The sequence below is a fragment of the Arthrobacter sp. zg-Y769 genome, assembly GCF_020907405.1.
Taxonomy (GTDB): Bacteria; Actinomycetota; Actinomycetes; order Actinomycetales; family Micrococcaceae; genus Arthrobacter_B.
In genome coordinates, this window is the sequence record NZ_JAJJOE010000004.1 from 459,317 (window position 1) to 480,353 (window position 21,037).

Annotated in this window: 19 protein-coding genes, 2 pseudogenes and 1 riboswitch; of the genes and pseudogenes, 9 read left to right on the forward strand and 12 right to left on the reverse strand. The window is 65.9% G+C overall.

The features are described 5' to 3' along the window. Position 1: 1 nt before the first annotated feature. Both LOC60_RS04410 and LOC60_RS04415 read right to left on the reverse strand, forming a co-directional pair. The gene (locus LOC60_RS04410) at positions 2 to 688 is read right to left on the reverse strand and encodes an ABC transporter ATP-binding protein (protein WP_230022572.1); all 687 of its coding nucleotides are present in this window, start codon (positions 686 to 688) and stop codon (positions 2 to 4) included. A gap of 30 nt (positions 689 to 718) precedes the next feature. Then, positions 719 to 1,033, reverse strand: a complete 315-nt coding sequence (locus LOC60_RS04415) for a DMT family transporter (protein ID WP_229946320.1) — start codon at positions 1,031 to 1,033, stop codon at positions 719 to 721. Positions 1,034 to 1,043: 10 nt separating this feature from the next. Further along, positions 1,044 to 1,110, reverse strand: a riboswitch (guanidine-III (ykkC-III) riboswitch). Between the two features lie 125 nt (positions 1,111 to 1,235). On the opposite strand from LOC60_RS04415, the gene LOC60_RS04420 reads away from it, so the two are divergent. The 4 genes from LOC60_RS04420 to LOC60_RS04435 are packed head-to-tail and all read left to right on the forward strand — an operon-like array spanning position 1,236 to position 4,053. Further along, entirely contained in the window at positions 1,236 to 1,748 is a 513-nt protein-coding gene (locus LOC60_RS04420; protein WP_230022575.1) for a GNAT family N-acetyltransferase, read from the forward strand. A gap of 55 nt (positions 1,749 to 1,803) precedes the next feature. Further along, a complete protein-coding gene (locus tag LOC60_RS04425) occupies positions 1,804 to 2,043 on the forward strand; it encodes a hypothetical protein (RefSeq protein ID WP_230022577.1) in 240 nt (79 codons plus the stop codon). A gap of 7 nt (positions 2,044 to 2,050) precedes the next feature. After that, complete coding sequence (locus LOC60_RS04430) at positions 2,051 to 3,352, forward strand: LssY C-terminal domain-containing protein (protein ID WP_230022581.1); 1,302 nt, start codon at positions 2,051 to 2,053, stop codon at positions 3,350 to 3,352. Positions 3,353 to 3,411: 59 nt separating this feature from the next. Continuing rightward, on the forward strand, positions 3,412 to 4,053 hold the full coding sequence (locus tag LOC60_RS04435; protein ID WP_230022584.1) for a hypothetical protein: 642 nt from the start codon (positions 3,412 to 3,414) through the stop codon (positions 4,051 to 4,053). A 297-nt stretch (positions 4,054 to 4,350) separates the two neighbouring features. Here the strand turns inward: LOC60_RS04435 and LOC60_RS16385 are convergent. The 9 genes and pseudogenes from LOC60_RS16385 to LOC60_RS04480 form a co-directional block, all read right to left on the reverse strand. Continuing rightward, positions 4,351 to 4,476: pseudogene (locus tag LOC60_RS16385) on the reverse strand (hypothetical protein); the annotation flags it as partial. Positions 4,477 to 4,526: 50 nt separating this feature from the next. Then, on the reverse strand, positions 4,527 to 5,912 hold the full coding sequence (locus LOC60_RS04445; protein WP_230022586.1) for a tripartite tricarboxylate transporter permease: 1,386 nt from the start codon (positions 5,910 to 5,912) through the stop codon (positions 4,527 to 4,529). Beyond that, positions 5,909 to 6,412 (reverse strand): hypothetical protein, encoded by a 504-nt coding sequence (locus tag LOC60_RS04450; protein ID WP_230022589.1) that lies wholly within the window; start codon positions 6,410 to 6,412, stop codon positions 5,909 to 5,911. The genes LOC60_RS04445 and LOC60_RS04450 overlap by 4 nt, the downstream gene beginning before the upstream one ends. A 17-nt stretch (positions 6,413 to 6,429) precedes the next feature. Further along, entirely contained in the window at positions 6,430 to 7,308 is an 879-nt protein-coding gene (locus tag LOC60_RS04455; RefSeq protein WP_230022591.1) for a hydroxymethylglutaryl-CoA lyase, read from the reverse strand. Positions 7,309 to 7,361: 53 nt separating this feature from the next. Next, positions 7,362 to 8,651 (reverse strand): annotated as a pseudogene (locus tag LOC60_RS04460) (hydroxymethylglutaryl-CoA reductase, degradative); the annotation flags it as partial. Positions 8,652 to 8,757: 106 nt separating this feature from the next. Further along, positions 8,758 to 10,695 (reverse strand): helix-turn-helix domain-containing protein, encoded by a 1,938-nt coding sequence (locus LOC60_RS04465; RefSeq protein ID WP_230022597.1) that lies wholly within the window; start codon positions 10,693 to 10,695, stop codon positions 8,758 to 8,760. 56 nt (positions 10,696 to 10,751) lie between these two features. Further along, positions 10,752 to 11,255, reverse strand: a complete 504-nt coding sequence (locus LOC60_RS04470; protein ID WP_230022599.1) for an ASCH domain-containing protein — start codon at positions 11,253 to 11,255, stop codon at positions 10,752 to 10,754. Positions 11,256 to 11,339: 84 nt separating this feature from the next. Then, complete coding sequence (locus tag LOC60_RS04475; protein ID WP_230022601.1) at positions 11,340 to 13,238, reverse strand: FAD-binding monooxygenase; 1,899 nt, start codon at positions 13,236 to 13,238, stop codon at positions 11,340 to 11,342. Positions 13,239 to 13,391: 153 nt separating this feature from the next. After that, positions 13,392 to 13,592 (reverse strand): hypothetical protein, encoded by a 201-nt coding sequence (locus LOC60_RS04480; RefSeq protein WP_230022603.1) that lies wholly within the window; start codon positions 13,590 to 13,592, stop codon positions 13,392 to 13,394. 151 nt (positions 13,593 to 13,743) lie between these two features. Between LOC60_RS04480 and LOC60_RS04485 the strand changes: the two genes are divergently transcribed. The 3 genes from LOC60_RS04485 to LOC60_RS04495 all read left to right on the forward strand — a co-directional run bounded on the left by LOC60_RS04485 (position 13,744) and on the right by LOC60_RS04495 (position 16,988). Next, entirely contained in the window at positions 13,744 to 14,700 is a 957-nt protein-coding gene (locus LOC60_RS04485; protein WP_230022605.1) for a D-2-hydroxyacid dehydrogenase family protein, read from the forward strand. 49 nt (positions 14,701 to 14,749) lie between these two features. Continuing rightward, positions 14,750 to 15,955 carry a low temperature requirement protein A gene (locus tag LOC60_RS04490; protein WP_230022607.1) on the forward strand — a complete coding sequence of 402 codons (1,206 nt, stop codon included), beginning with the start codon at positions 14,750 to 14,752 and terminating at the stop codon, positions 15,953 to 15,955. Between the two features lie 691 nt (positions 15,956 to 16,646). After that, complete coding sequence (locus LOC60_RS04495; protein ID WP_230022609.1) at positions 16,647 to 16,988, forward strand: YnfA family protein; 342 nt, start codon at positions 16,647 to 16,649, stop codon at positions 16,986 to 16,988. A 100-nt stretch (positions 16,989 to 17,088) separates the two neighbouring features. Here LOC60_RS04495 and LOC60_RS04500 read toward each other — a convergent pair whose 3' ends face one another. Beyond that, complete coding sequence (locus LOC60_RS04500; RefSeq protein WP_230022610.1) at positions 17,089 to 19,485, reverse strand: ATP-binding cassette domain-containing protein; 2,397 nt, start codon at positions 19,483 to 19,485, stop codon at positions 17,089 to 17,091. 191 nt (positions 19,486 to 19,676) lie between these two features. Between LOC60_RS04500 and LOC60_RS04505 the strand changes: the two genes are divergently transcribed. Then, positions 19,677 to 20,639, forward strand: coding sequence for an alpha/beta hydrolase (locus LOC60_RS04505; RefSeq protein ID WP_230022613.1), 963 nt, complete (start codon positions 19,677 to 19,679; stop codon positions 20,637 to 20,639). A 48-nt stretch (positions 20,640 to 20,687) separates the two neighbouring features. Next, positions 20,688 to 20,957, forward strand: coding sequence for a hypothetical protein (locus tag LOC60_RS04510; protein ID WP_230022620.1), 270 nt, complete (start codon positions 20,688 to 20,690; stop codon positions 20,955 to 20,957). Positions 20,958 to 21,037 lie beyond the last annotated feature (80 nt).

The following is a 21,037-nucleotide window of genomic DNA, read 5'->3' on the forward strand; positions in this document are numbered from 1 at the left end:
GTTACCGGCCCGCGATCTCGGCGGCGGCCCGGGCGGGCTCGATCTCCTGCACCTGGTCGTCAATCAGCAGGCAGCGTTCCGCCGTCGCCAGGAGCAGCGCGGGGTCGTGGGTCACGAGCAGGACCGTGCCGCCGTCGTCGGCGTACCGCCGGATCCGCTCCCCCACCCGTTCACGCATCACCGGGTCCAGGCGCTGCTCGGGTTCGTCGAGGATCAGCAGCGAGGAGGGCCGGATCAGGGCCGAGGCAAGCAGCAGCCGGCGGCGCTGGCCGGAGGACACGGAGTCCGGAACGGCGTCGGCGCGGTCCTGCAGGCCAAAAAAGTCCAGTTCCGCGTCGACGGCGGCATCCGGGTCCGCAACACCGTGACCGCGGGCGACCAGCTGCAGATGTTCCCGGAGTGACAGGGACGGGAAGAAGGCATCCTCGTCGAAGAGGGCGGCCACCTGGCGGCGGAACGGGATGGCGTCTTCGTTGGCGGGCAGCCCGTGCACGCGCACCTCGCCGTCGAGCATCAGCTGCTTCCCGGCGATGGTGCGGGCGGCGGTGGATTTGCCGGCACCGTTGAAACCCACGACGCCGAGGATCTCGCCGGCGTCCGCGGAAGCCGTGATGGCGCCGCACACGGGCGCCCCGGCATAGCCCACCAGTAGGTTGGAAATCTCGAGCACGGCCCCCGCAGCAGTCATGCCCCCAATGTAGCGGGGCGGCGGCGCTTTTTAGTGGAGCGTCTTCAGCCCGATCACGCCGCCGACGATCATGGCGAGGAACAGGATCTTCAGCAGGGACACCGATTCGGCCCCGGTGGCCATGGCGTAGATAACGGTCAGCGTGGCGCCGATCCCCACCCAGACGGCGTAGGACGTGCCCAGCGGCAGCTCCCGCATGGCGTACGCGAGCCCGGCCATGCTCGCGAGCAGGGCGGTAACGAAGATGGCCGACGGCCAGAACCGGCTGAAGCCCTGCGACTTATCCAGGGCGGTGGCCCACACTGCTTCCAGGACGCCGGACAGCACCAGAACAATCCATGACATGAGAGTCTCCCTTGGGCCGTCTTGTCGCACACCGGGTACGGCACCCCTCGTCCGGGAGACCGTGTCGCGGCCTCCCTTAAACGGTCGCACGTCCGGTTTTCGGGGGCAACCTGGGGGCACTCCGGCTTCGCGGCGGGTGAACCGGCAGCGCCGGGGTCCCGGGCGGAATCCATCCTCCCTCGGAAGCCACTACAGTGACCCCATGCCCGAGCTCATCGCCCCCGACGCCGCCTGGCATCAAGCCTGGCGCGAGGCGCACCTCGAGTGGGGTCCGGGCCTCCACGAGGACGGCTTCGGACTCCTGCCCGGCGACGACGTCGAAACCCCGGACGGGTTCATGGCGTGGGTCCGCCGGCTCGCAGCCGATCCCGGGTGCACGTACCGGTGGATCGTCGAGGACGGGCGGGTCCTGGGCGGAATCGCCCTGCGGTACGGGGACCATTCCGCGGTGCCGCGCGCCGGACATCTGGGCTACGGGATCCGGCCCTCGGCCCGCCGGCGCGGAGTGGCGGTTTGGGCGGTGGAAGCCATGCTACACGAGGCATATATGCTCAAAATGCCCCGGATTCTCGCGGTCTGCGAGGCGGGCAACCTCGCCTCGATCCGAACCCTCAAAGCGGCGGGCGGCGTCCCTGAACAGTCCGACGACGGCGGCCGGGTGTGCCGCTACTGGCTCAGCACCGCACCCTCCCGGGAATCCCCGGCCACTGGTTAGTGAGAGTAGGCGCAGACCGTCGACCAGCCGGTGCGAAAGTGCCAGAGTTTTAGCCATGACCGATGAACAGTTTGAACGCGATGACCTAGGCATTGCCCTGTGGTGGCCGATGCTCGCGTCCGAGTCCCGCGAGTGGCTGACCGCCAATAACGGCGATGCGGTGGAGCCGTGGGTCGTGGAGGACATCGCCCGCAGCCGCGGCATGGTTTCCGACGGCAGCGGGGCCTACTTCCTGCCTGATGCAGCGGTGGACTGGATCGAGGCGGAGGCCAACGGCGAGGCACCCGGGTTATGAACTCCGGATGACCCGGGCGGGCACCGCCGAGGAAGAGTCCGGCGCCGGACCGGCAGCCACCGCCGTCGACTGGGCGTTTTTCACGTTCAGCGGCGTCGCGGCGGCCTGGTTCACCGTGCTGCTGCTCGAAGAGAGCCTGCAGCAGCGGCATCTCTGGTTTCTGGGGGTCTTCTGGGCGGCCCTGGCGTATCTGGTGCTGCCCCGGGTGGACCGGGTCTTGACGCAGATTTTCATCCCGAACTACTTCATGGGCCGCACCCGCACCAGTGCAGGACTGTTCGGCGACGCCGTCAACCTGGCCTTCCTCGGCAGCGAGGCGCAGCTGCGCGGCGCTTTGGAAAGGGCCGGCTGGCACCTCGCGGACCCGGTCACCCTGTCCAGCAGCTGGCGCATTGTCTCCTCAACCCTGCTGCACCGCAGCTACGTCCATGCCCCGGTGAGCCCGCTGCTCCTGTTCGACCGGCAGCAGGATTTTGCCTACGAGCAGGAAATGCACGGCAATCCCCGGCAGCGCCACCACGTCCGGTTCTGGCGCTGCCCCGAGGGTTGGATGCTTCCCGGCGGCATCGCCGCGGACTGGCTGGGTGCCGCGTCCTTTGACCGTGCCGTGGGTTTATCCCTGTTCACCCTGCAGGTGACGCACCGGGTCGGAGAGAATATCGACGCCGAACGGGACTACCTGATCGAATCGATTCGGAAATCCTCCCCCGCAGTGTCCGTAGAAGTCATCAAGAACTTCTCCACCGGCTACCACTCCCGCAACGGCGGCGGGGACTCGATTGTCACCGACGGGGACCTGCCGGTGGCTGACCTGCGCGATCTGCCGGAGGCCGTCCCGGCCGTGCCGACGGGGGCAGCAGCCGCCCGCCGGGAACGGCCGCCGGCACCCGTCATTTTCGGCACGGTCCTGGTGCTGCTGCGCGGAGTGGCTGCCCTGACGGTGGCGGCACCCTTTCTTGTGCATTTGACCGACATCTCCCTGGTGATCAACCTGCTGGGTACGCAGAGCCTCGGCCTTGCCGAGCTGGGCAGTGCCTACGCTCCCACCAGCGTCTCCCTGACCGTGTTCGCCGGGGTGGAGGCGGTGCTGGCCGTGCTCATCCTGCGCGGCAGCAACGCTGCCCGGATTACTGCGATGTCGCTGAGCTCGGTCGCCATTACGGTGCAGGTAGCAGCCGTGTCCGCCGGTCCCGTTGCCGCGCTGCGGACCAACCTGTTCGGCTACGCCTTTGACGTCCTGCTGATCCTCGCCCTGTCGAGTGACGGGGCGAGGATCTATGCCCACCGCCGACGGCACCGGCGGCGCTGAAAATGCCACTATCCCTCCGGTCACTGCTCGGCTATCGTCTGGGGAGACCGGGGGGATGCATGAGCAGACGAATGACGGCAGCCATGGGCTTCGCTGCGGCCGCCGCCGCGTTCACCGTGGTGCTCGCCGGGTGCGGCACCACCGACGCGGAAAGAAACGAGGCCCAGGCCCGCGCGGAGGCCAGCGCCCGGCCCACCCCGGAGCCCACCATGACCCTGCGGCCCTGCCCGGGCGGCGAAATTCTGCGCACGGACCCGTCCGGGACCACCAGCATCAAACCGGAGTGCTTCGACCAGGCCGTCGCCGAGGCCATCGCCGAATTCCCGGAACCGCTGCCTGCCGGCACCCAGTGGCTGGTCGAAACCACGGATTTCAGCGACCCCGCCGTCCGGGCGGAGCTAGGGGATATCAGCATCGAGGACGGAAACCAGGACACCACGGTCGCCGGCTATTGGCTCTGCGCGTGGATGGATTCCTATCTCGAGGCCTTCGACAGCGGTGACGAGGCAGGTCAGGAACACAGCATGGGGTACCTGGCCAAGTACACGTCCCTGCCCTCAACGCAGAAGTTCATGGTCAACCCCGAAGTGTTCGATGCCTCCGTCATCGCCCCCGCAAAGGCCGGAGATCCCGCTCTGCTGCGGGAGTACTTCAAAGGCGACTGCTCGTCCTTCACCAGGTCCGCGGATCCCTCCAACTAGCATGGCCCGATGACAGCTCTTCCCCTGGCCGGTCGCACCGCCGTCGTCACGGGCGTGAGCCGCCGCCGGGGCATTGGCTTCGCCGTTGCCGCACGGCTGGCGGACATGGGTGCCAGCCTGTATCTGCAGCACTTCGCGCTGCACGATGCCCAGCAGCCGTGGGGTGCCGAACAAGTTCAAACACCAGCTCGTCCTCCTCGGACCGGCTGCCGCCGCGCTACGCTGCGCTCCCAGCGCCCCGAGGTCCGCCGTGGCAGTCAGAGGAAGCACGTTGGCCACGTACTGGCCCGGGCGAAACACCACCACGGCGCCGTGACGGGAAATCCTCCACTCCTCGAAGATGTCCGCGGACGGGTCGGCGCCGTAGACCTTGGACAGCTCACTGAGCTGTAACGTGCCGACCTGCGGCCGCTTAGAGGAAATGGGGCCGGCGTCGTTGACGACACCGACCCCACTCGCCTAGCTTCCTGGCATCAGCCAACGAGTGCCAGGATCTGAGGCACTGAGAGGATTGCTACGTAGAAGCCCATGAACTGGACGCCGGAGTGCACATGGAATGCGTTGTTCAGGAGCCCGCCAATCAGTCCGACGGAGACGGTGACCAACAGCGCCACCACACCACCCTCGTACAATGAGATGACGATAATCAGGCCGATGAACGCTCCGATAATGGCCTCGTGGGAGACCTTGCGCATCACCCAGGACGCCGCGCGGTGGGCGTGAGTCATGGCAAACGGGTAAGCGATCAGCGTCGCGATGGCCACGGCGATAAGACCGAAGCCCAAGAACTCCCACGTACTAAGCAGATTATGGAGATTGTTGGTTTCTCCGGTTTCAGCATTGACCGTGTAGACAGGCGGAGCGTTGAACAACGGGGCCGCGGGGCCTGCAGCCAGCGGGGAAAGCGGAAGTCCGAGAGCAATCAGCGGAATCAGCGTCTCTGCAATGTACGTGGACTCCGTGGTTCCATTACGCACCGCGATAACAGAAGTAAGCCGGTGATAGCCGTTCTTGATCCTCTGGCCGGCCACTTCACCCATCAGCACGGTCATCGCCACCGGGGAGAACACAAAGGTGGCGCTCGAAACGACGGCGGCGCCGCTGGTGAAGGCCAACTGCTTCCTGTCGAGGACTGAGAATGGATTGGGAAGTCGCCCTTTCCAAGTCCTCACATCTGCAGCGAGGCTGAATTCCCTGGGTCCGGAACGCACCATGCTTTTGCGCCCTGGAGACAGGGTGGTGAACAAAGCAGCGATCAATGGTCCGGTGGCGATGCCGAGGAAGAAGCTGATGGACAGGCTCTTTCCCGTGTTCTGAACTGCGAAGGCCTGTAAACCGGCGATGAGGAGAACGAATGGGACCAGCGCAACCACTGCGGCCCATTTCCCCTTAGAAGTGTAAGCAATGAATGCCGCTACCACCAGGAAGATCCACGGAGCTGCCTTGCCGATCGCGTCAGCCGCAGGGGTCAGCAGCGTCGCAAACAGCACGGCAAATGGGACGGCAATAAAGGCTGCAATGACACCGCCGGAGATAGCCTTTCGCAGAGCAATATGGGGAACTCCGAGTTCGCGCAGCAACTGAGCTTCGCGCATCATCGGCACGGCCATGGTGTCACCCGGAATACCCAATAGCGTCGTCGGAATCATATGAGTGATGTGCTTGGCGACCACCCCTGCGAGGAAGAATGTAAACACGCCCGGTGCCGGCACGCCCAGCAAAACCACCAAAAGGGTCAGCGGAGCCACGGTGGCCGTTTCATCAGTGCCGGAAACCAGCCCGATCGCAGCAAACACCACAGCACCGACAAGGCCCATGCTGATTGCCCAAAGCAGGGCGGATATGAAATCGGGGCTCATTTTCCATGTCCTTGGGCGTAGGCGGCGTCTGGGGTCTCAGGATCTGTTTCCTGTATAGAACCGGTTGCAGGGGCCTGTTCCTCAAGTGCCGCCGCTTCCCGCCGACGTCGGTGGTCGGCGAGGAGCACGTCATATAGGCCCAGCGCGTGCAGCTCATCCTGGATGGGCTTCGCTAGATCGCCGGGATCGCCCAGCTCTCCCGATTCAGCCACAATGGCGTCCAGCGCCGCGCGCTGGCTGGCTTCATCAACGACGTCCTGCGCACGGACGACGCGTTTTGGCTTGAACAGGCGCCCGGCGACCAGCGCCGCAACCAGACACCCGACCAAGCCAGCCAGCAGCGCGTACGACTTCCCGAGCGCTGGGTTTTCCACGTTGGCTGTGAAGAACTGCTCGGCGATAAGGAATACGGGCACGGGTATCACAACGCCGATACCCACGGAGACAGCCAGATGACGGGAGTCAACGGTGTCTCCCCAGACTTCTAAGAGTCTTGTCATGGAACTTTCACTTTCTGCTAGGTCAATGCCGCGACAACCCGGGACGGGCTGGAACGGCCAAGGTGCCCGGAGAGCCAGGCGCTGGTTTTGACGAGGGCTGGCAAGTCAACACCGGTGCTGATGCCCAAGCCTTCCAGCATCCAGAGCAGGTCTTCCGTGGCAAGGTTTCCAGTTGCGGTGAGGGCAAACGGGCATCCCCCGATGCCGCCCACCGAACTGTCGAATTCGGTAAGTCCGCACTGCAAAGCGGCATAGACATTCGCAAGCGCCTGACCATAGGTGTCATGGGCATGCAATGCCAGCCGGTCCGGACCCAGCCCAGCAGCGTTAAGCCCCTCGACCACGGCCCGGATTTGTCCAGGAGTCGCAACGCCAATGGTGTCCCCCAACGAAATCAGCGGCACACCAGCTCCAGCGAGCTCCAGACAGGTCCGTTGGACGTCCTCGAGTCCCACGGGGCCCTCCCATGGGTCACCGAACACCATGGATACGTAACCGCGCACTGCTAAACCCTCGGAAAGGGCCCTAGTCGCGACAGCGGCCCCCACAGCGAGAACCTGGTCGCGGGTGGCCCCAAAGTTGGACTGTGCGAATGACTCCGTTGCACTCGTGAATACGGCAATATCCCGCACACCGGCCTTGAGCGCGTTGTCCAGGCCGCGCTGGTTCGGCACCAGCACAGGAAAGCGAACACCCGCGTCCAGGTCTATTCCGGCCACCAGCTCCGCGGCATCGGCCAGTTGCGGGATCCGCCGAGGGGAGACGAAGCTGGTCAGTTCAATCGTCGTGTTTCCGGCCTCTACGAGGCGTCGCACAAGTTCCCGCTTGGTTTCAGTGGGAACAATGGCTGACTCGGACTGGAGCCCATCGCGGGGACCGACCTCGTATATGCGCACTGACGCCGGCATACCCGGCTCCGGTGTAGGCACAGGCAATCCGCGGGCGGGCATCATGCTTTCGCCCCGCGCCGGATATCCGAGAGGATGGCTTCGGCACGATCATGGCGGAACACCCTTTCCTCAATCAGGCCGGCAACAACCTGCGGAACTTCTTCCGCCGAAGCGCCAACGGCTGCTGCCAGGGTCTTGGCATGCAGCGACATGTGTCCGCGCTGCACGCCTTCAGTAGCCAGCACCCGCATGGCCGCCACATTCTGGGCCAGGCCCACGGCCACTATCAACTCGGCAAGCTCAGAAGCCGTCGCGACTTCGGCTATCGCCAAGGCTGACTGCGCGGCCGGGTGGACCTTCGTTGCGCCACCCACGAGTCCCACCGGCACGGGCATTTCCAGCGTGGCGGAGAGGTTCCCGTTCCCATCCTTCTCGAAGGTGGAAAGGCTGGAGTACAGGCCCGCAGCATTGACGGCATGAGAGTGGGCACCCGCTTCAACCGCCCGAGTATCGTTGCCCGTGGCCAGCACCACTGCGGAAACACCGTTCATGATGCCCTTGTTGTGCGTCGCTGCCCGGTACGGGTCGGCTTCAGCGAGCGCGTATGCATGCAGCATGTCGTCAACGACCGCACTGCCGCCGAGAGCCGCCGCGTCGAAAGTGGCACGTGCACGGGCGAGCCGCAGGTCCGCTTTGTTGGTGAGGATCCGCAGCAATGCCCGCCCTCCCCCGACCTCGGCAATGGTTGCTGAAATTGCCTCCGCCATGGTGTTGACAGCATTCGCACCCATCGCGTCCCGAACGTCCACTACCAAATGGACCAACACATAGGTTCCGTACCGGGCAGGAACCACCCGGACAATAAGGTCGCGGACCCCTCCGCCCACCTCGGCGAGTTTCGGGTCCTGAAGGGCTGCCAGATCCATAATCCGTTGCCGCTGTTCCAGGATGCGAAGGCGTGCGGCCGCGGGGTCGCGTACGTCCACGAGCTGAATTTGCGCTTGCATGATGGGGCCAGTGCTGCTGGTGGTAAAGCCGCCTAGCTCGCGGGCCATTCGGGCACCGTTCGAGGCCGCCGCAATCACGGATGCTTCTTCAGTGGCCATCGGCACCAGTACTTCGCGGTTATTCACAATAAAGTTGGTTGCCACACCCACTGGCAGGCTGAAAACTCCAACCACGTTCTCGCTCATGTGTTCAGCCTTGGCAACCGGGAATGCGTCCCCCGAAAAACCTTCTAGCCGCTCCGGACTAATGCCGGTTTCTGCTGCCACGGCATCAATTCGTTCCTGCACCGTGAGGTTTCGAAATGACGGAATCCTGCTCGTGTGTGCCACGGTTAATGCTCCTGTTAGATATTTTAGTGACTCACGTCACAACTATCAGGGTTATTCAATCAGCAGTTAACCGCGACGGGTATGTCACTTTCAAACACCCATCAAGCACTGAGTATGTCTATGTCCCATCCCGCCTTTGAGATCCACCAGTCCGCAGTGAATGCAGGCGTAGCGCTACGGCGATCCGAAAGGCAGGTTCAGGCTTCCGCCAATCCCCGAGTAGCGATTCAATTCGATCCAACCGCTGCTTCACAGTATTGGAATGCACAAAAAGAGCCTGCGCAGTGCGTGTGATGCTGTGAGACTCGTCCATAAACACCGAGAGCGTCGTGCAAAGCTCACTGCGCCGCTCCCGATCCCAGGCCGTCAGCGGGCCAATAGCCGCTTCGATGAACTCCCCTACCCTTCCCGCCTGTGGTCCGAACATCGCTAGGTAGGGGGCATACGCGGTGACCGTGACCGCGCCCTGATCAATTCCAATATCAGGCAAAAATCCGGCACAGGACCAGGCCTCTTCGGCCAGCACAGCAATGTTTCGAGGGGACGCCGCTCGGGCAGCACCCACTGCGAGGATTTCTCGAGCCAAGGTGAACCGCATGGATTCCTGCACCGCTTCCGCCGCCAGCCCCGGGTCCGAGGAGGGCACCAGCACCGTGATCCCCCAATGATGCTGGCCGGCCAGCCAATGGGGCATCGTCTGGAGCAGATGGCGAAGTACACGACGCCGGTCACCCTCGGGCAGTGGCACGGCGACAACCACCCGTTCCGGCCGCAAATCGATGCCGCGGGAGTCCGCCCTCCGAAGCGCATCGGCGAAATGCCCCCGCCCTGACACCAGATCAGCAACCAATTCGTCTTGTACCCGTTCCGCAGCATCCGTGACTGCGTCCTGCTGCATGGTCAGCAACGCCAGAGTTTGTGCCCCGCGCTCCGCCGTACGCAGTTCCACTTCAGTTAGCGGTGACTCCCCCTTACCCAGCACGAGAGCGCCAAGGAACGCCTTCCCGGCCACCGCGGCCACTACGTAGGAATCCGGATATGTTGGCAGACCCAACGAAACGCACCGACCGGTCTCCCGGCTGCGTGCAGCTGCCGCGCGAACGGCATCAGCAAAGGGTCGGCTGTCAAAGGCCTCGACACCGTCGGCAAGCCCCAGCGGGACCACATCGCGGTCCACCACAGAAACAGAGCGATGCAGTGAGCGAGCAAGGATGCCGGCCACCTCGGGAGCCGCGAGTCCCGCCAGGACGGCTTGGGTCATTTCCTCGTGCACCATTGCCGAACGGGCAATTGCCTCAGCCCGGTCTTCGGCCGCGGCATACGCCCGGTGGGCGGCGTCGGCGGATCGGCGGACCTCTTCAAAAAGGCGTGCGGTCTGAAGTGCGACGGCGGCGTGATCAGCAAGCGCAGAGAACAGCACAACCTGCTCGGGGCTGAAGTGGTGCACATTCCGGTCTGCAGCAAAGAGCACGCCGAGCACCTCGCCGGCCGCGATCATCGGGACACCGAGCAGAGAACGCATTTGCTCCGCACCGACGGCACGGTCCACATCCCGCGACTTCGGCAGGTCGGGTTCAGCAGCGTAGTCAGCGGTCCACCGCGCAGCTCTAGTGTGCACCACGCTGCTGGCCAGCCCAATTCCCGCAGGCACCCGCAGATCGATCAGATCCGCGGACACGGCCCCGTGTGTTGCCCGAACGAAAAGCTCATCGGTGCCCGGGTCGTATTCCGAAAGGTAGGTCAGGTCCGTGCCGATAAGTTCGTGGGCGCGGTCGACCAAGCGCTGCAGCAATGACTTAGCATCCCGAAGTTCCGAAAGCTCCCTTGCACTGGAAATCAGTGCTGAAAGCTCCCGGTCCCGCCGCCGCCACCGCGCAATCCGGGCGGAGGCGCCGGCCAATCGCTTCATCGTTGCCGCTTCGAGGAACGCACTCGCAGCAGCCAGCTGCTCGGCGATAACCGCTTCGGAAAGTTGTTCCCCCGCATCGAGCATGTCCAAGACGGCGGAAACCGCTCTCGTGCCCGATGCTGCTGCAGACTGCGCTTCCGTACTCATCTCCCCATAACAGCACAGCTGGAAGCAGGTAGGCCCGATGCAGGGCAGGCATGGCGCTACCGTCCGGCGGGCCAGACCACTTCGAAGCGTTCGAACACCAACTCGTCCTCCTCGGACCAGCTGCCGCCGCGCGCGGCGGCCGTGCGTTCCCAGAACTTCCGGTGCTCGCGCTGCCACGACGCCAGGCTCCTGTCATCTTCACCCTCGTCGTAGGCGAAAGCCTCATCCGCGTCCGCAAAGGTTCCGAGCGTCAATTCAACAGTCCGCAGGATCACCTGCGGGGTGCCGGTGCCGTCGCAGGCAATCCAGTGGGCGCCGATCCGCGGGAGCGGTTCGCCGTCGGGGACATAGTCAGCGACGTCGGAGGAGGTGGCGCGTTTGCGGCCGGCCAGCACCAGGGCCAGCAGTTCGTCGGCCATCGCCGGGGAGTCGCCGAACGCTTCCACGGTGTATTCCCCGGCGGCCGCGGTTTGCTGGGGGAACGCCGCGGCATAGGCGTCCCAGAGGAGCGCGGCGGCGTCGTAGTCGGGCGTGATTTCGGGAGGGGCGGAGCTGTCCATGCGGCCCAGTCTGCCAGCCCCGCCGCGGTCAACGCCGGACGACGGCGGCACCGGGCGCCGCCGTCGTCGCGCGTTTGAAAGGAGCTACGCCTGCGGCTGACGGGCCGGCACGAGCGGGGCGAAGAAGGCCGCGAGTTCCGCGGTGGCCGTCAGCGGCAGCACATTGGCCACGTACTGGTCCGGGCGGACCACCACCACGGCGCCGTTCCGGGAAATCCCGCGCTGCTCGAAGATGTCGGCGGACGGGTCGGCGCCGTAGACCTTCGCCAGGTCATCGAGCCGGAAGGGCCCGACCTGCGGTTTGAACACCGCCGGCACGGCACCCAGGTCGATGCCCGTGTGGTCCTGCTGGTAAATGACCTTCACATCGAACCAGGCATCCCGGTCCCCCCCTTCCGGCGTGGCCGCCAGCGGGGACTCCGGGGAGGTCTCCAGCCAGTCGGCCAGCTCGGTGACCTGCGACGGTGTTCCGGCAGCCGCGGCGTCGGCGAAGACGTAGATCCGCCACTTGCCGTCCGCCCGGGCCTGGTGGCCCAGCTGCACCGGGTTGGTATCGGACACCCGCAGCACGGGTGCGGATTTGAAGCGCTTGCCGAGGGGGAACCCGGTGGCCAGGCCCTGGTGCTTCGGTTCGGCAATAAGCATCGAGGGGGTGTACTCGGTCATGAACCCGGCCGGGAACTCGGCGGTGCGGACGTAGAAGTCCTCCAGGTCCGAGGGGTTCTCGAACTCTTCGGGCTTCTTCGCCATGAGCGTGGACCACTCTTTGTCGAAGTCGATGAGGTTCTGCGCGACCACCTGGCGTTCAGCCGAATAGGTGGAGAGCAGGCTTTCCGGGCTCCGGCCGTCCAGCACGTGGCCGAGCTTCCAGCCCAGGTTGAAGCCGTCCTGCATGGAGACGTTCATGCCCTGGCCTGCCTTGGCGCTGTGGGTGTGGCACGCGTCGCCGGTGATGAAGACGCGCGGGGTCCGGGTGCCGAGGTCCTCCGGCACGACGTCGTCGAACCGGTCGGTGAGCCGGTGGCCCACCTCGTAGACGCTGTGCCAGGCGACGTTGCGGACATCGAGGGTGTACGGGGCCATGATGCCGTTGGCCTTGGCAATGATCTGGTCAATGGAGGTCCTGCGGACGGCGCCGTTGTCGCCTTCGGGGACAACGCCGAGGTCCACGTACATACGGAACAGGTGCCCGCCCTCGCGCGGGATGAGCAGGATGCTGCCGCCGTTGGAGGACTGGATGGCGCACTTAGTGCGGATGTCCGGGAAGTCGGTGTTGGCCAGGACGTCCATGACGCCCCACGCGTGGTTCGCCTTGTCACCGGCCATGGTGCTGCCGATGGATTCGCGGACCTTGCTGCGGGCACCGTCGGAGCCCACCACGTATTTGGCCCGAACCGTGCGCTCGGTGCCCTCATCCGGACCGGCGGTGGCCAGGAGGGTGACGGTGACCGGGTACTCGGCGTCGTCATCGACCTCCAGGCCGCGGAACTCGAACCCGTAGTCAGGCGTCATGCGGGTGGGTGAGTTGGCCATGAACCGGGCGAAGTAGTCCAGCACGCGGGCCTGGTTGACGATCAGGTGCGGGAATTCGCTGATCCCGGCCGGGTCATCCAGGGCACGGCCGGAGCGGACGATGTTCTCCGGGTTTTCCGGGTCCGGGCGCCAGAAACACATTTCGGTGATGCGGTAGGCCTCGGCAGTGATTTCCTCGGCGAAGCCGAAGGCCTGGAACGTTTCCACGCTGCGCGCCTGGATACCGTCCGCCTGGCCGATGGCGAGGCGGCTGTCCCGGCGCTCAATGATCCGGGTGGTGACGTTCGGGAACTGCGACAACTGTGCGGCGGTGAGCATACCCGCCGGACCGGAGCCGACGATCAGCACGTCCACTTCGTCGGGAAGATCGGCGGGGCGGTCGACGCCGGTGCCGGCCGCGGGCTGGATGCGGGGGTCGCCGGAAACGTAACCGTGGTGGTGGAACTGCACGGGGGTCCTCACTTCGTTGTGCCGTAGGTGCCCGCCGGAAGGTGTTCGCTATTCGAACAGAAGGTTCGATAGTTGAACCACCGGGGGTCTAGTCACCGTACCGGAGACATGACGCGGGTCACAAGAAGGGCGGTTCCGTACGGGTTGCCGGCGTCATTCCCCCTCGGCCTGCCGGAGCCGGGACACGGCAATCCCCACGAATGCTCCCGCTGCGGCAACCAGCAGCAAAGCCACGGCGATCATGGCGATTCGAATCGGAAGCGGGGAAACCGTGATGCTCGAAAGGGAAATTCCCGTACACATCAGCGCGAGGAAAATCGCTGCAAAGGCCGGGGTTTTCGCTGAGGTGCTCATTGCTTCAATATTCAGCAGGAGCGGATTCCTGTCAAATAAGGGGATATGCCGACTAAGGGGATATGCCGACGAGGTTCCGGAGTGCCCTCGTAGTTACAGCCGGCACGGTACCTTGGTGCCCATCAGGCCAACCGCCAGCAGGGAAGAGTTCATGACTGTTACATGCGCAGTGATCGACGATTATCAGGACGCCGCCACCCGGTTCGCCGACTGGGATTCGCTTCGGGGCCAGGTGGAGCTGACCGTCTTCTCCGACCACCTGGCCGACGAGGACGCCGTCGCCGCCCGCCTGGCCGGGTTCGACGTCGTCGTCGTGATGCGTGAGCGCACCCCCTTTCCGGCGACCCTGCTGGCCCGGCTGCCCCGCCTGAAACTGCTGGTGACCACCGGGGCGCGCAACGCCTCGATCGATCTGGCGGCAGCCCGGGAGCAGGGCGTCACCGTCTGCGGGACGGCCAGCAATTCGACGCCGCCCGCAGAGCTGACCTGGGCGCTGATCCTGGGACTGTCCCGCCACCTGGTCCCGGAGGCAACCGCACTGCGGGACCGCGGACCCTGGCAGCAGACCATCGGCACCGATCTGCACGGTGCCACGCTCGGCCTGCTGGGGTTGGGGAAGATCGGGGTGCAGGTTGCACGGGTAGGCGCTGCATTGGGGATGGAGGTCCTCGCCTGGAGCCAAAATCTCACCGCCGAACGTGCCGAAGACGCCGGCGCCCGCCTCGCTCCCTCCAAGGAGGCGCTGCTGGCGGCGTCCGACGTCCTCTCCGTCCATCTGGTGCTGAGCGACCGGACACGCGGGCTGCTTGGGGCCGCGGAGCTGGCCCTGATGAAGCCGGGTGCCTTCCTGATCAACACCTCCCGGGCCGGGATAGTCGATCAGGCTGCCCTGCTCGATGCCCTTCGGCGGCAGACGATTGCCGGCGCCGGGCTGGACGTGTTTGCCGAAGAGCCGCTGCCCGCCGATTCCCCGTTCCGGGACCTGCCCAACGTCCTGGCAACCCCGCACCTCGGCTACGTCACCGAGCGGAACTACCGCACGTTCTTTCCGCAGGTGGTGGAGGACATCTCCGCGTTCCTGGCAGGCACCCCGATCCGGACGCTGTAGCCGCCGGCAGCTCTTCTGACCGGCGCCGCGGACTCCTATTCTTTGTGCCATGCCGCATGTGCCGCGCCCGCCGCTTCCTGCCGCCCGCATCTCGGACGAAACGCACCGGGTCACCACGTTTGAGCTGTTCTTTGACCTGGTATTTGTGTTCGCGTTCACCCAGGTCACCGGATTCATGGTGCATGAGTATTCATTCCTCGGTGTGTTGCAGGGGATGGTCATCCTGACCCTGCTGTGGTGGTCCTGGGCGCCCTTCTCCTGGCTCGCCAACCAGGCACACGCCGATGAAGGACTCATGCGGTTCGGCCTGGCCGCCGTCATGGTGGCGATTTTCATTGCCGCACTGGCCATCCCCGAGGCCTTCGAAGACCTCGACGGCGGACTGCACGGCCCGCTGGTCCTTGCCCTGGCGTACACCGCGGTCCGGCTCCTGCACCTGGGGCTGTACGTGTATGCGGCCGGAAACGATCAGCCCCTGCGGCACCAGATAGCCAAGCTGACCGTCACCGCTGTCCTGGGAGCGGCGCTGGTCATCACCGGAGCGTTGCTCGGCGGAACCGCGCAGACCTGGTTCTGGCTCACCGGCATGGGGCTGGACACCGGCATCACCTTCCTCATCTCGTGGCACGGGAACTGGCGGGTCCACTCGGCCGTGCACTGGACCGAGCGGTACGGGCTCGTCATCATCCTCGCGCTCGGCGAATCCATCGTCTCCATCGGCGTGGGTGCCTCCGCGGTGCCCGTGAGCATACCGGTGCTTGCCGGTGCGGCGGCGGGAATCTGTTTGTCCATCGGGCTCTGGTGGCTCTACTTCGATGTCACGGCGGTCGCGGCGGAACACCGCTTCGCCGCACTGCGCGGATCCGTCCGGTCGTCGGCCGCCGTCGTCGCGTACACCTACCTGCACTTGCCCCTTGTGGCCGGTATTGTCCTCACGGCGTTGGGTGTGGAGCATGCGTTGGCGCATGTGGAGGAGGGGAAGGGCCTGGGCAGCGTCGGGGCTTTCGCGTTGTTCGGCGGACCGGCACTGTATCTGCTGGCCAGTGCGGGCTTTTGGCGGAGGATGGGCGGCGGCTGGAAGAAGTGGCGACTGGGCACGGCTGTGCTGCTGCTGGTCCTGATAGCCGCCGGTCCGCCGTTGACCTCCCTGGCGGCGCTTCTCCTCGTTGCAGCGTTGATTGCCGGGTTGGTGGCGGTGGAGAGCCTGCTGTACCGCGAGGTCCGGAGCCGTGTACGGGGTTCGCATGCGGCGTGACGTGCTGGGTACCGGGGCGGGTGTGGCGGGCGGGCTGGGCCGGGCCGACGGCGGGGCGGGCCGGGCCGGGCTCCGACGGCGGGCTTCTTGGGGCCGGGGCCGACCGGCGGGCTTGTCGAGGCCGGGCCGGCGCCGGCGGGCGGGATTCCCGGGGACGGGGCAGAGCCCGCCGGAGTTTTGCCCGGGACCCCGGCCTGGTGACCGAGCCTGGGACGGGCCAGCCGGCTCGGGGGTGAGGTTTCCCTGCGCACCGGACGACCCTTGACGCAGCACGGGTTGGTTTCCCTGCGTTTTGGGCAAATCCCTGCGGTTTGTGACAATCCCTGCGTTTTGTGACAATCCCTGCGCTGCGCGGCGCGGGGATTGATACAAACTGCAGGGATTCCGACAATGTGCAGGAAATCCGGTGGTTCCCCGTCCAGACCAGCCGGCTAATCGGCCGTTTTGCACTTCTGCTGCCACTTTGACGTTTTGCTGCCAGGTTAAACCGGCAGCAAGTTCCCAAACTGGCAGCACAAACTCCGACCGCGCTCGCCGCCCGCCCGCAATCTCCCGCCGCTCCCCCGCACCTCCCCGCACCTCCCCGCACCTCCCCGCACCCCGCATCCCCGCGCCCTCGGCACCCCCGGCACCCCCGCATCCCATCCCCCGCACCCCCGCTCCCCTCCGAACCTGCGGCAGGATGGATGCCATGACCATCGCAAAAACCATCCTGCTGTTCCTGCTGGCCGCTGCCGCCGAAATCGGCGGCGCCTGGCTGGTGTGGCAATCGGTGCGGGAGGACCGGGCCTGGTGGTGGGCCGGCCTGGGCGTGATGGCCCTAGGCGCCTACGGGTTCGTGGCCACGCTGCAGCCGGACGCGCACTTCGGCCGGATCCTGGCCGCGTACGGCGGAGTGTTCGTGGCCGGATCGCTGGCCTGGGGCATGGTCTTCGACGGTTTCCGGCCCGACCGCTGGGACATCCTCGGTTCCTTGATCTGTCTGGCGGGGGTCGCCGTGATCATGTTTGCGCCCCGCAGCCCGGTGTCCTGACCCTGCCGCCGCCCTGGGATACTTCGACCGGTTTGGGACATCCCCGCCACGGCGCGGCGGAGGGATTTCCCCAGATGGCAGCAGCAAGCGGCAGCAAACCTCATCCGGCCACGTACGCCGCCAGATGCTCCCCGGTCAGCGTCGGCTTCCCCGCAACCAGCTCCGCCGGCGTCCCCTCGAACACAATCTGCCCGCCGTCACGCCCGGCACCCGGGCCCAGGTCGATGATCCAGTCCGCGTGTGCCATCACCGCCTGATGGTGTTCAATCACGATCACGGACTTTCCGGCGTCCACCAACCGGTCCAGCAGTGCCAGGAGCTGTTCGACGTCGGCCAGGTGCAGCCCGGTGGTTGGCTCGTCCAGCACGTAAATGCCGCCCTTGCCGCCCATGTTGGTGGCCAGCTTCAACCGCTGCCGTTCCCCGCCGGACAGCGTGGTCAGCGGCTGGCCCAGATGCAGGTACCCCAGCCCGACGTCGGCGAGCTGGCCCAGGATCTTATGCGCGGCCGGGGTGGCGGCCTCCCCGGCGGAGAAGAAAGCCTCAGCATCGGTGACCGACAACGCCAGCACCTCGGCAATGTCCTTGCCGCCCAGCCGATATTCCAGCACGGAGGCCTGGAACCGCCGGCCCTCGCATTCCTCGCAGACCGACTCCACCGTGGCCATCACGCCCAGCTCGGTATAAATGACGCCGGCGCCGTTGCAGGCCGGGCAGGCCCCCTCGGAGTTGGAGGAGAACAGGGCCGGCTTCACCCCGTTGGCCTTCGCGAACGCCTTCCGGATCGGCTCCAGCAGGCCGGTGTAGGTGGCGGGGTTGCTGCGCCGCGAACCGCGGATGGGGCTCTGGTCCACCGTCACCACGCCTTTCCGGCCGGAAACGGAGCCCGAGATCAGCGAACTCTTGCCCGAACCGGCCACCCCGGTCAGCACCACCAGCACCCCCAGCGGAATGTCGACGTCGACGTCGCGCAGGTTGTTGGTTGCGGCGCCGCGCACCTGCAGCGACGCCGACGGCGGCCGCACCGACTCCTTGAGCCGCGCCCGGTCCCCGAGGTGGCGGCCGGTCAGCGTGCCGCTGGTCCGCAGCCCGGCGAGCGGCCCCTCGAAGGTGACAGTGCCGCCGTCGGACCCGGCGCCGGGACCCAGGTCCACCACGTGATCGGCGATCCCGATGGTTTCGGGCTTATGCTCCACCACCAGCACGGTGTTGCCCTTGTCCCGCAGCTGCAGCAGGAGCTGGTTCATCCGGGCAATGTCGTGCGGGTGCAGGCCGATGGTCGGCTCGTCGAAGACGTAGGTGACATCGGTGAGCGAGGAGCCCAAATGCCGGATCATCTTGGTCCGCTGCGATTCGCCGCCGGACAGGGTGCCCGAGGGTCGGTCCAGGGACAGGTAGCCCAGCCCGATTTCCGCAAACGCGTCCAGCAGGTGCTGCAGGCCGGTCAGCAACGGACCCACCGAGGGTTCCTTCAGGCCCCGGACCCAGCCGGCCAGGTCACTGATCTGCATGGCGCAGACGTCGGCAATGTTGACGCCGCCGATCTTCGAAGACCGCGCTTCCGGGCTGAGCCGGGTCCCGTCGCACTCCGGACAGGTGCTGAAGGTGATGGCCCGTTCCACGAAGGCGCGGATGTGCGGCTGCATGGCTTCGGGATCCTTGGAGAGCATGGATTTGGAGATCTTGGGGATCAAACCTTCATAGGTCAGGTTGATGCCCTCCACCTTGATCTTGGTGGGTTCCTTATAGAGCAGGTCATGCAGCTCGCGCTTATTGAACTTTGCAATCGGCTTGTCCATGTTAAAGAACCCGGAGCCGGCGTAGATCCGCGAGAACCATCCCTCCATGCTGTAACCGGGGACCGTGATGGCCCCTTCGGACAGTGACTTCGCGCCGTCGTACAGGGCCGTGAGGTCGAAGTCCGTGACCGCCCCCGTGCCTTCGCAGCGCGGGCACATGCCGCCCAGCCGGTTGTAGGTGGCCTTTTCCGCCCGGGTCTTGCCGTCGCCGCGCTCCACCGTGATGGCGCCGGAGGCCTTCACGGAGGGAACGTTGAAGGAATATGCGTTGGGCGCGCCGATGGACGGTTTCCCGAGCCGGCTGAACAGGATGCGCAGCATCGCGTTGGCGTCCGTGGCGGTGCCGACCGTGGAACGCGGATTCGAACCCATCCGTTCCTGGTCGACAATGATCGCGGTGGTCAGCCCCTCCAGCAGGTCCACTTCCGGCCGGGCGAGGGAGGGCATAAAGCCCTGCACAAAGGCGCTGTAGGTTTCGTTGATCAGCCGCTGGGATTCGGCGGCCACGGTACCGAATACCAGCGAGCTCTTGCCGGAGCCGGATACGCCGGTGAACACCGTCAGCCGCCGCTTGGGAATCTCGATGCTGATGTCCCGCAGGTTGTTCACCCGTGCACCCTGCACGCGGATCACGTCGTGGCTGTCCGCGGCGTGCGGGGCCCGGCTTGTGCCGGTGTTCGTGGTGGTGTCCGTGCTCATTGCCGCTCCATCCGTCCGCCGCGCCCGGGCAACATTGTCCCGCGCCTTCCGCCGTACCGTCCGATTCTGCCGGGTCAACAGGGGTGCGGCAACGGTTTTTCGGAACGACGACGGCGAGCGCCCGCCCGCCGGGGGCCTGTGGAGGGCTATATTCAGGCCTAAGTCGGCAGGACCACGGAAGAAGGAACAAGATGGCAAAGCTTGATCTGCGGGTGCGGCTGGTGGGCAAGGTGCTGGGCAGGACCTCGGTGGCCCGTAAGAGCGAGGAACAGATCCTCGCCGATCAGCAGCGCACCATTAAGCACAGCCCGGTTCTGGACTGGGTGCTGGGCGGCGTCGCATCCGGCGTCAGCATGAAGGACGATACCGCCGCGGGGGCCGAGGGCCGGATCCCCGTCCGGGTGTACCGGCCCAAGGACGCCGCCGGTCCGCTGCCCCTGGTGGTCCTGATCCACGGCGGCGGCTGGACGGTCGGCAACCTGGACATCTATGACTCGCTGGCCAGCACCATCGCCCGGGACGCATCCGCCGTCGTCGTCTCCGTGGAATACCGGCTGGCGCCCACGCACCCATGGCCCGCCGCCGCCGAGGACTGCTATGCCGCGCTGCTCGAGGTGGCCGGGCGCGCCGATGAATGGGAGGCCGACGCCGGCCGGCTCGCCGTGGTGGGCGACAGCGCCGGAGGGAACCTGGCAGCGGTGCTGACGCTGATGTCCCGGGACCGGTCCGGACCCGCGATCGCTTTCCAGGGGCTGATCTATCCCGCCACCGATATGACCCTGGGCAGTGCGTCCATCGAGGAGAACGCGAATGCCCCCATCCTCACCAAGGAGGACATCCTCCGCTACGGCAGCCTCTACGTTCCGGACCTGGAGGACCGGCGTAATCCCTATGCCTCGCCGCTGCTGGCACTGGACCACACGGGGCTGCCGCCGGCACTGATCCAGGTGGCCGAGCACGATCCGATCCGCGACGACGGGCTGCGGTACGCCGATGCCCTGCGCGCTGCCGGCGTCCCGGTCCGGGTCACCACCTATGTCGGGATGCCGCACGGCTATCTGGCGTTCCCCCGGCTGTGCCGCAGCGCCCCGCAGGCGCTGGCGGAACTCTGTGCGGAGCTGCGGCGGCAGCTCGCGCCCGCAACGGTGCGGTAGCTCCCGGTACCCTTCGGCTAGGGCTTGCCCGCGGCCATAACTCCGGCCTTGGTTCGCGAAGACATGATCGACCCGACGGACAGCCAGGACATCACCGCCACCGCGGATAACGCAGATCCGATGGACAGCACCGACCCGAAGGATCCGATCGAACCGATCGAGCACGCCGATCCCACGCTGCCGATCGACAACACCGAATTCTTCGATCCGATGGACAGCACCGACCCGGTTGACCACAACGACAGCCTTAAAAGTTCCATGTCCGCTCCCCTATCTCTTCAGTGCACCGCTGGTGGTGCACCGGTCCCTGCACGGTAGCCGCCGCGAACCCGGAATACGCGAGTAGCGGGAACCGGCTAAAGAAAGTGTCAACAAACCCTTGACGTTCCTCCGGTGTC

Coding starts and splice junctions, on each gene's coding strand:
- LOC60_RS04450 (WP_230022589.1), bottom strand. CDS start 6,412: ATGACAAGACTCTTAGAAGTCTGGGGAGACACCGTTGACTCCCGTCAT.
- LOC60_RS04430 (WP_230022581.1), top strand. CDS start 2,051: ATGACCCGGGCGGGCACCGCCGAGGAAGAGTCCGGCGCCGGACCGGCA.
- LOC60_RS04465 (WP_230022597.1), bottom strand. CDS start 10,695: ATGAGTACGGAAGCGCAGTCTGCAGCAGCATCGGGCACGAGAGCGGTT.
- LOC60_RS04500 (WP_230022610.1), bottom strand. CDS start 19,485: ATGAGCACGGACACCACCACGAACACCGGCACAAGCCGGGCCCCGCAC.
- LOC60_RS04410 (WP_230022572.1), bottom strand. CDS start 688: ATGACTGCTGCGGGGGCCGTGCTCGAGATTTCCAACCTACTGGTGGGC.
- LOC60_RS04480 (WP_230022603.1), bottom strand. CDS start 13,592: ATGAGCACCTCAGCGAAAACCCCGGCCTTTGCAGCGATTTTCCTCGCG.
- LOC60_RS04425 (WP_230022577.1), top strand. CDS start 1,804: ATGACCGATGAACAGTTTGAACGCGATGACCTAGGCATTGCCCTGTGG.
- LOC60_RS04415 (WP_229946320.1), bottom strand. CDS start 1,033: ATGTCATGGATTGTTCTGGTGCTGTCCGGCGTCCTGGAAGCAGTGTGG.
- LOC60_RS04435 (WP_230022584.1), top strand. CDS start 3,412: ATGAGCAGACGAATGACGGCAGCCATGGGCTTCGCTGCGGCCGCCGCC.
- LOC60_RS04495 (WP_230022609.1), top strand. CDS start 16,647: ATGACCATCGCAAAAACCATCCTGCTGTTCCTGCTGGCCGCTGCCGCC.
- LOC60_RS04505 (WP_230022613.1), top strand. CDS start 19,677: ATGGCAAAGCTTGATCTGCGGGTGCGGCTGGTGGGCAAGGTGCTGGGC.
- LOC60_RS04485 (WP_230022605.1), top strand. CDS start 13,744: ATGACTGTTACATGCGCAGTGATCGACGATTATCAGGACGCCGCCACC.
- LOC60_RS04490 (WP_230022607.1), top strand. CDS start 14,750: ATGCCGCATGTGCCGCGCCCGCCGCTTCCTGCCGCCCGCATCTCGGAC.
- LOC60_RS04445 (WP_230022586.1), bottom strand. CDS start 5,912: ATGAGCCCCGATTTCATATCCGCCCTGCTTTGGGCAATCAGCATGGGC.
- LOC60_RS04420 (WP_230022575.1), top strand. CDS start 1,236: ATGCCCGAGCTCATCGCCCCCGACGCCGCCTGGCATCAAGCCTGGCGC.
- LOC60_RS04470 (WP_230022599.1), bottom strand. CDS start 11,255: ATGGACAGCTCCGCCCCTCCCGAAATCACGCCCGACTACGACGCCGCC.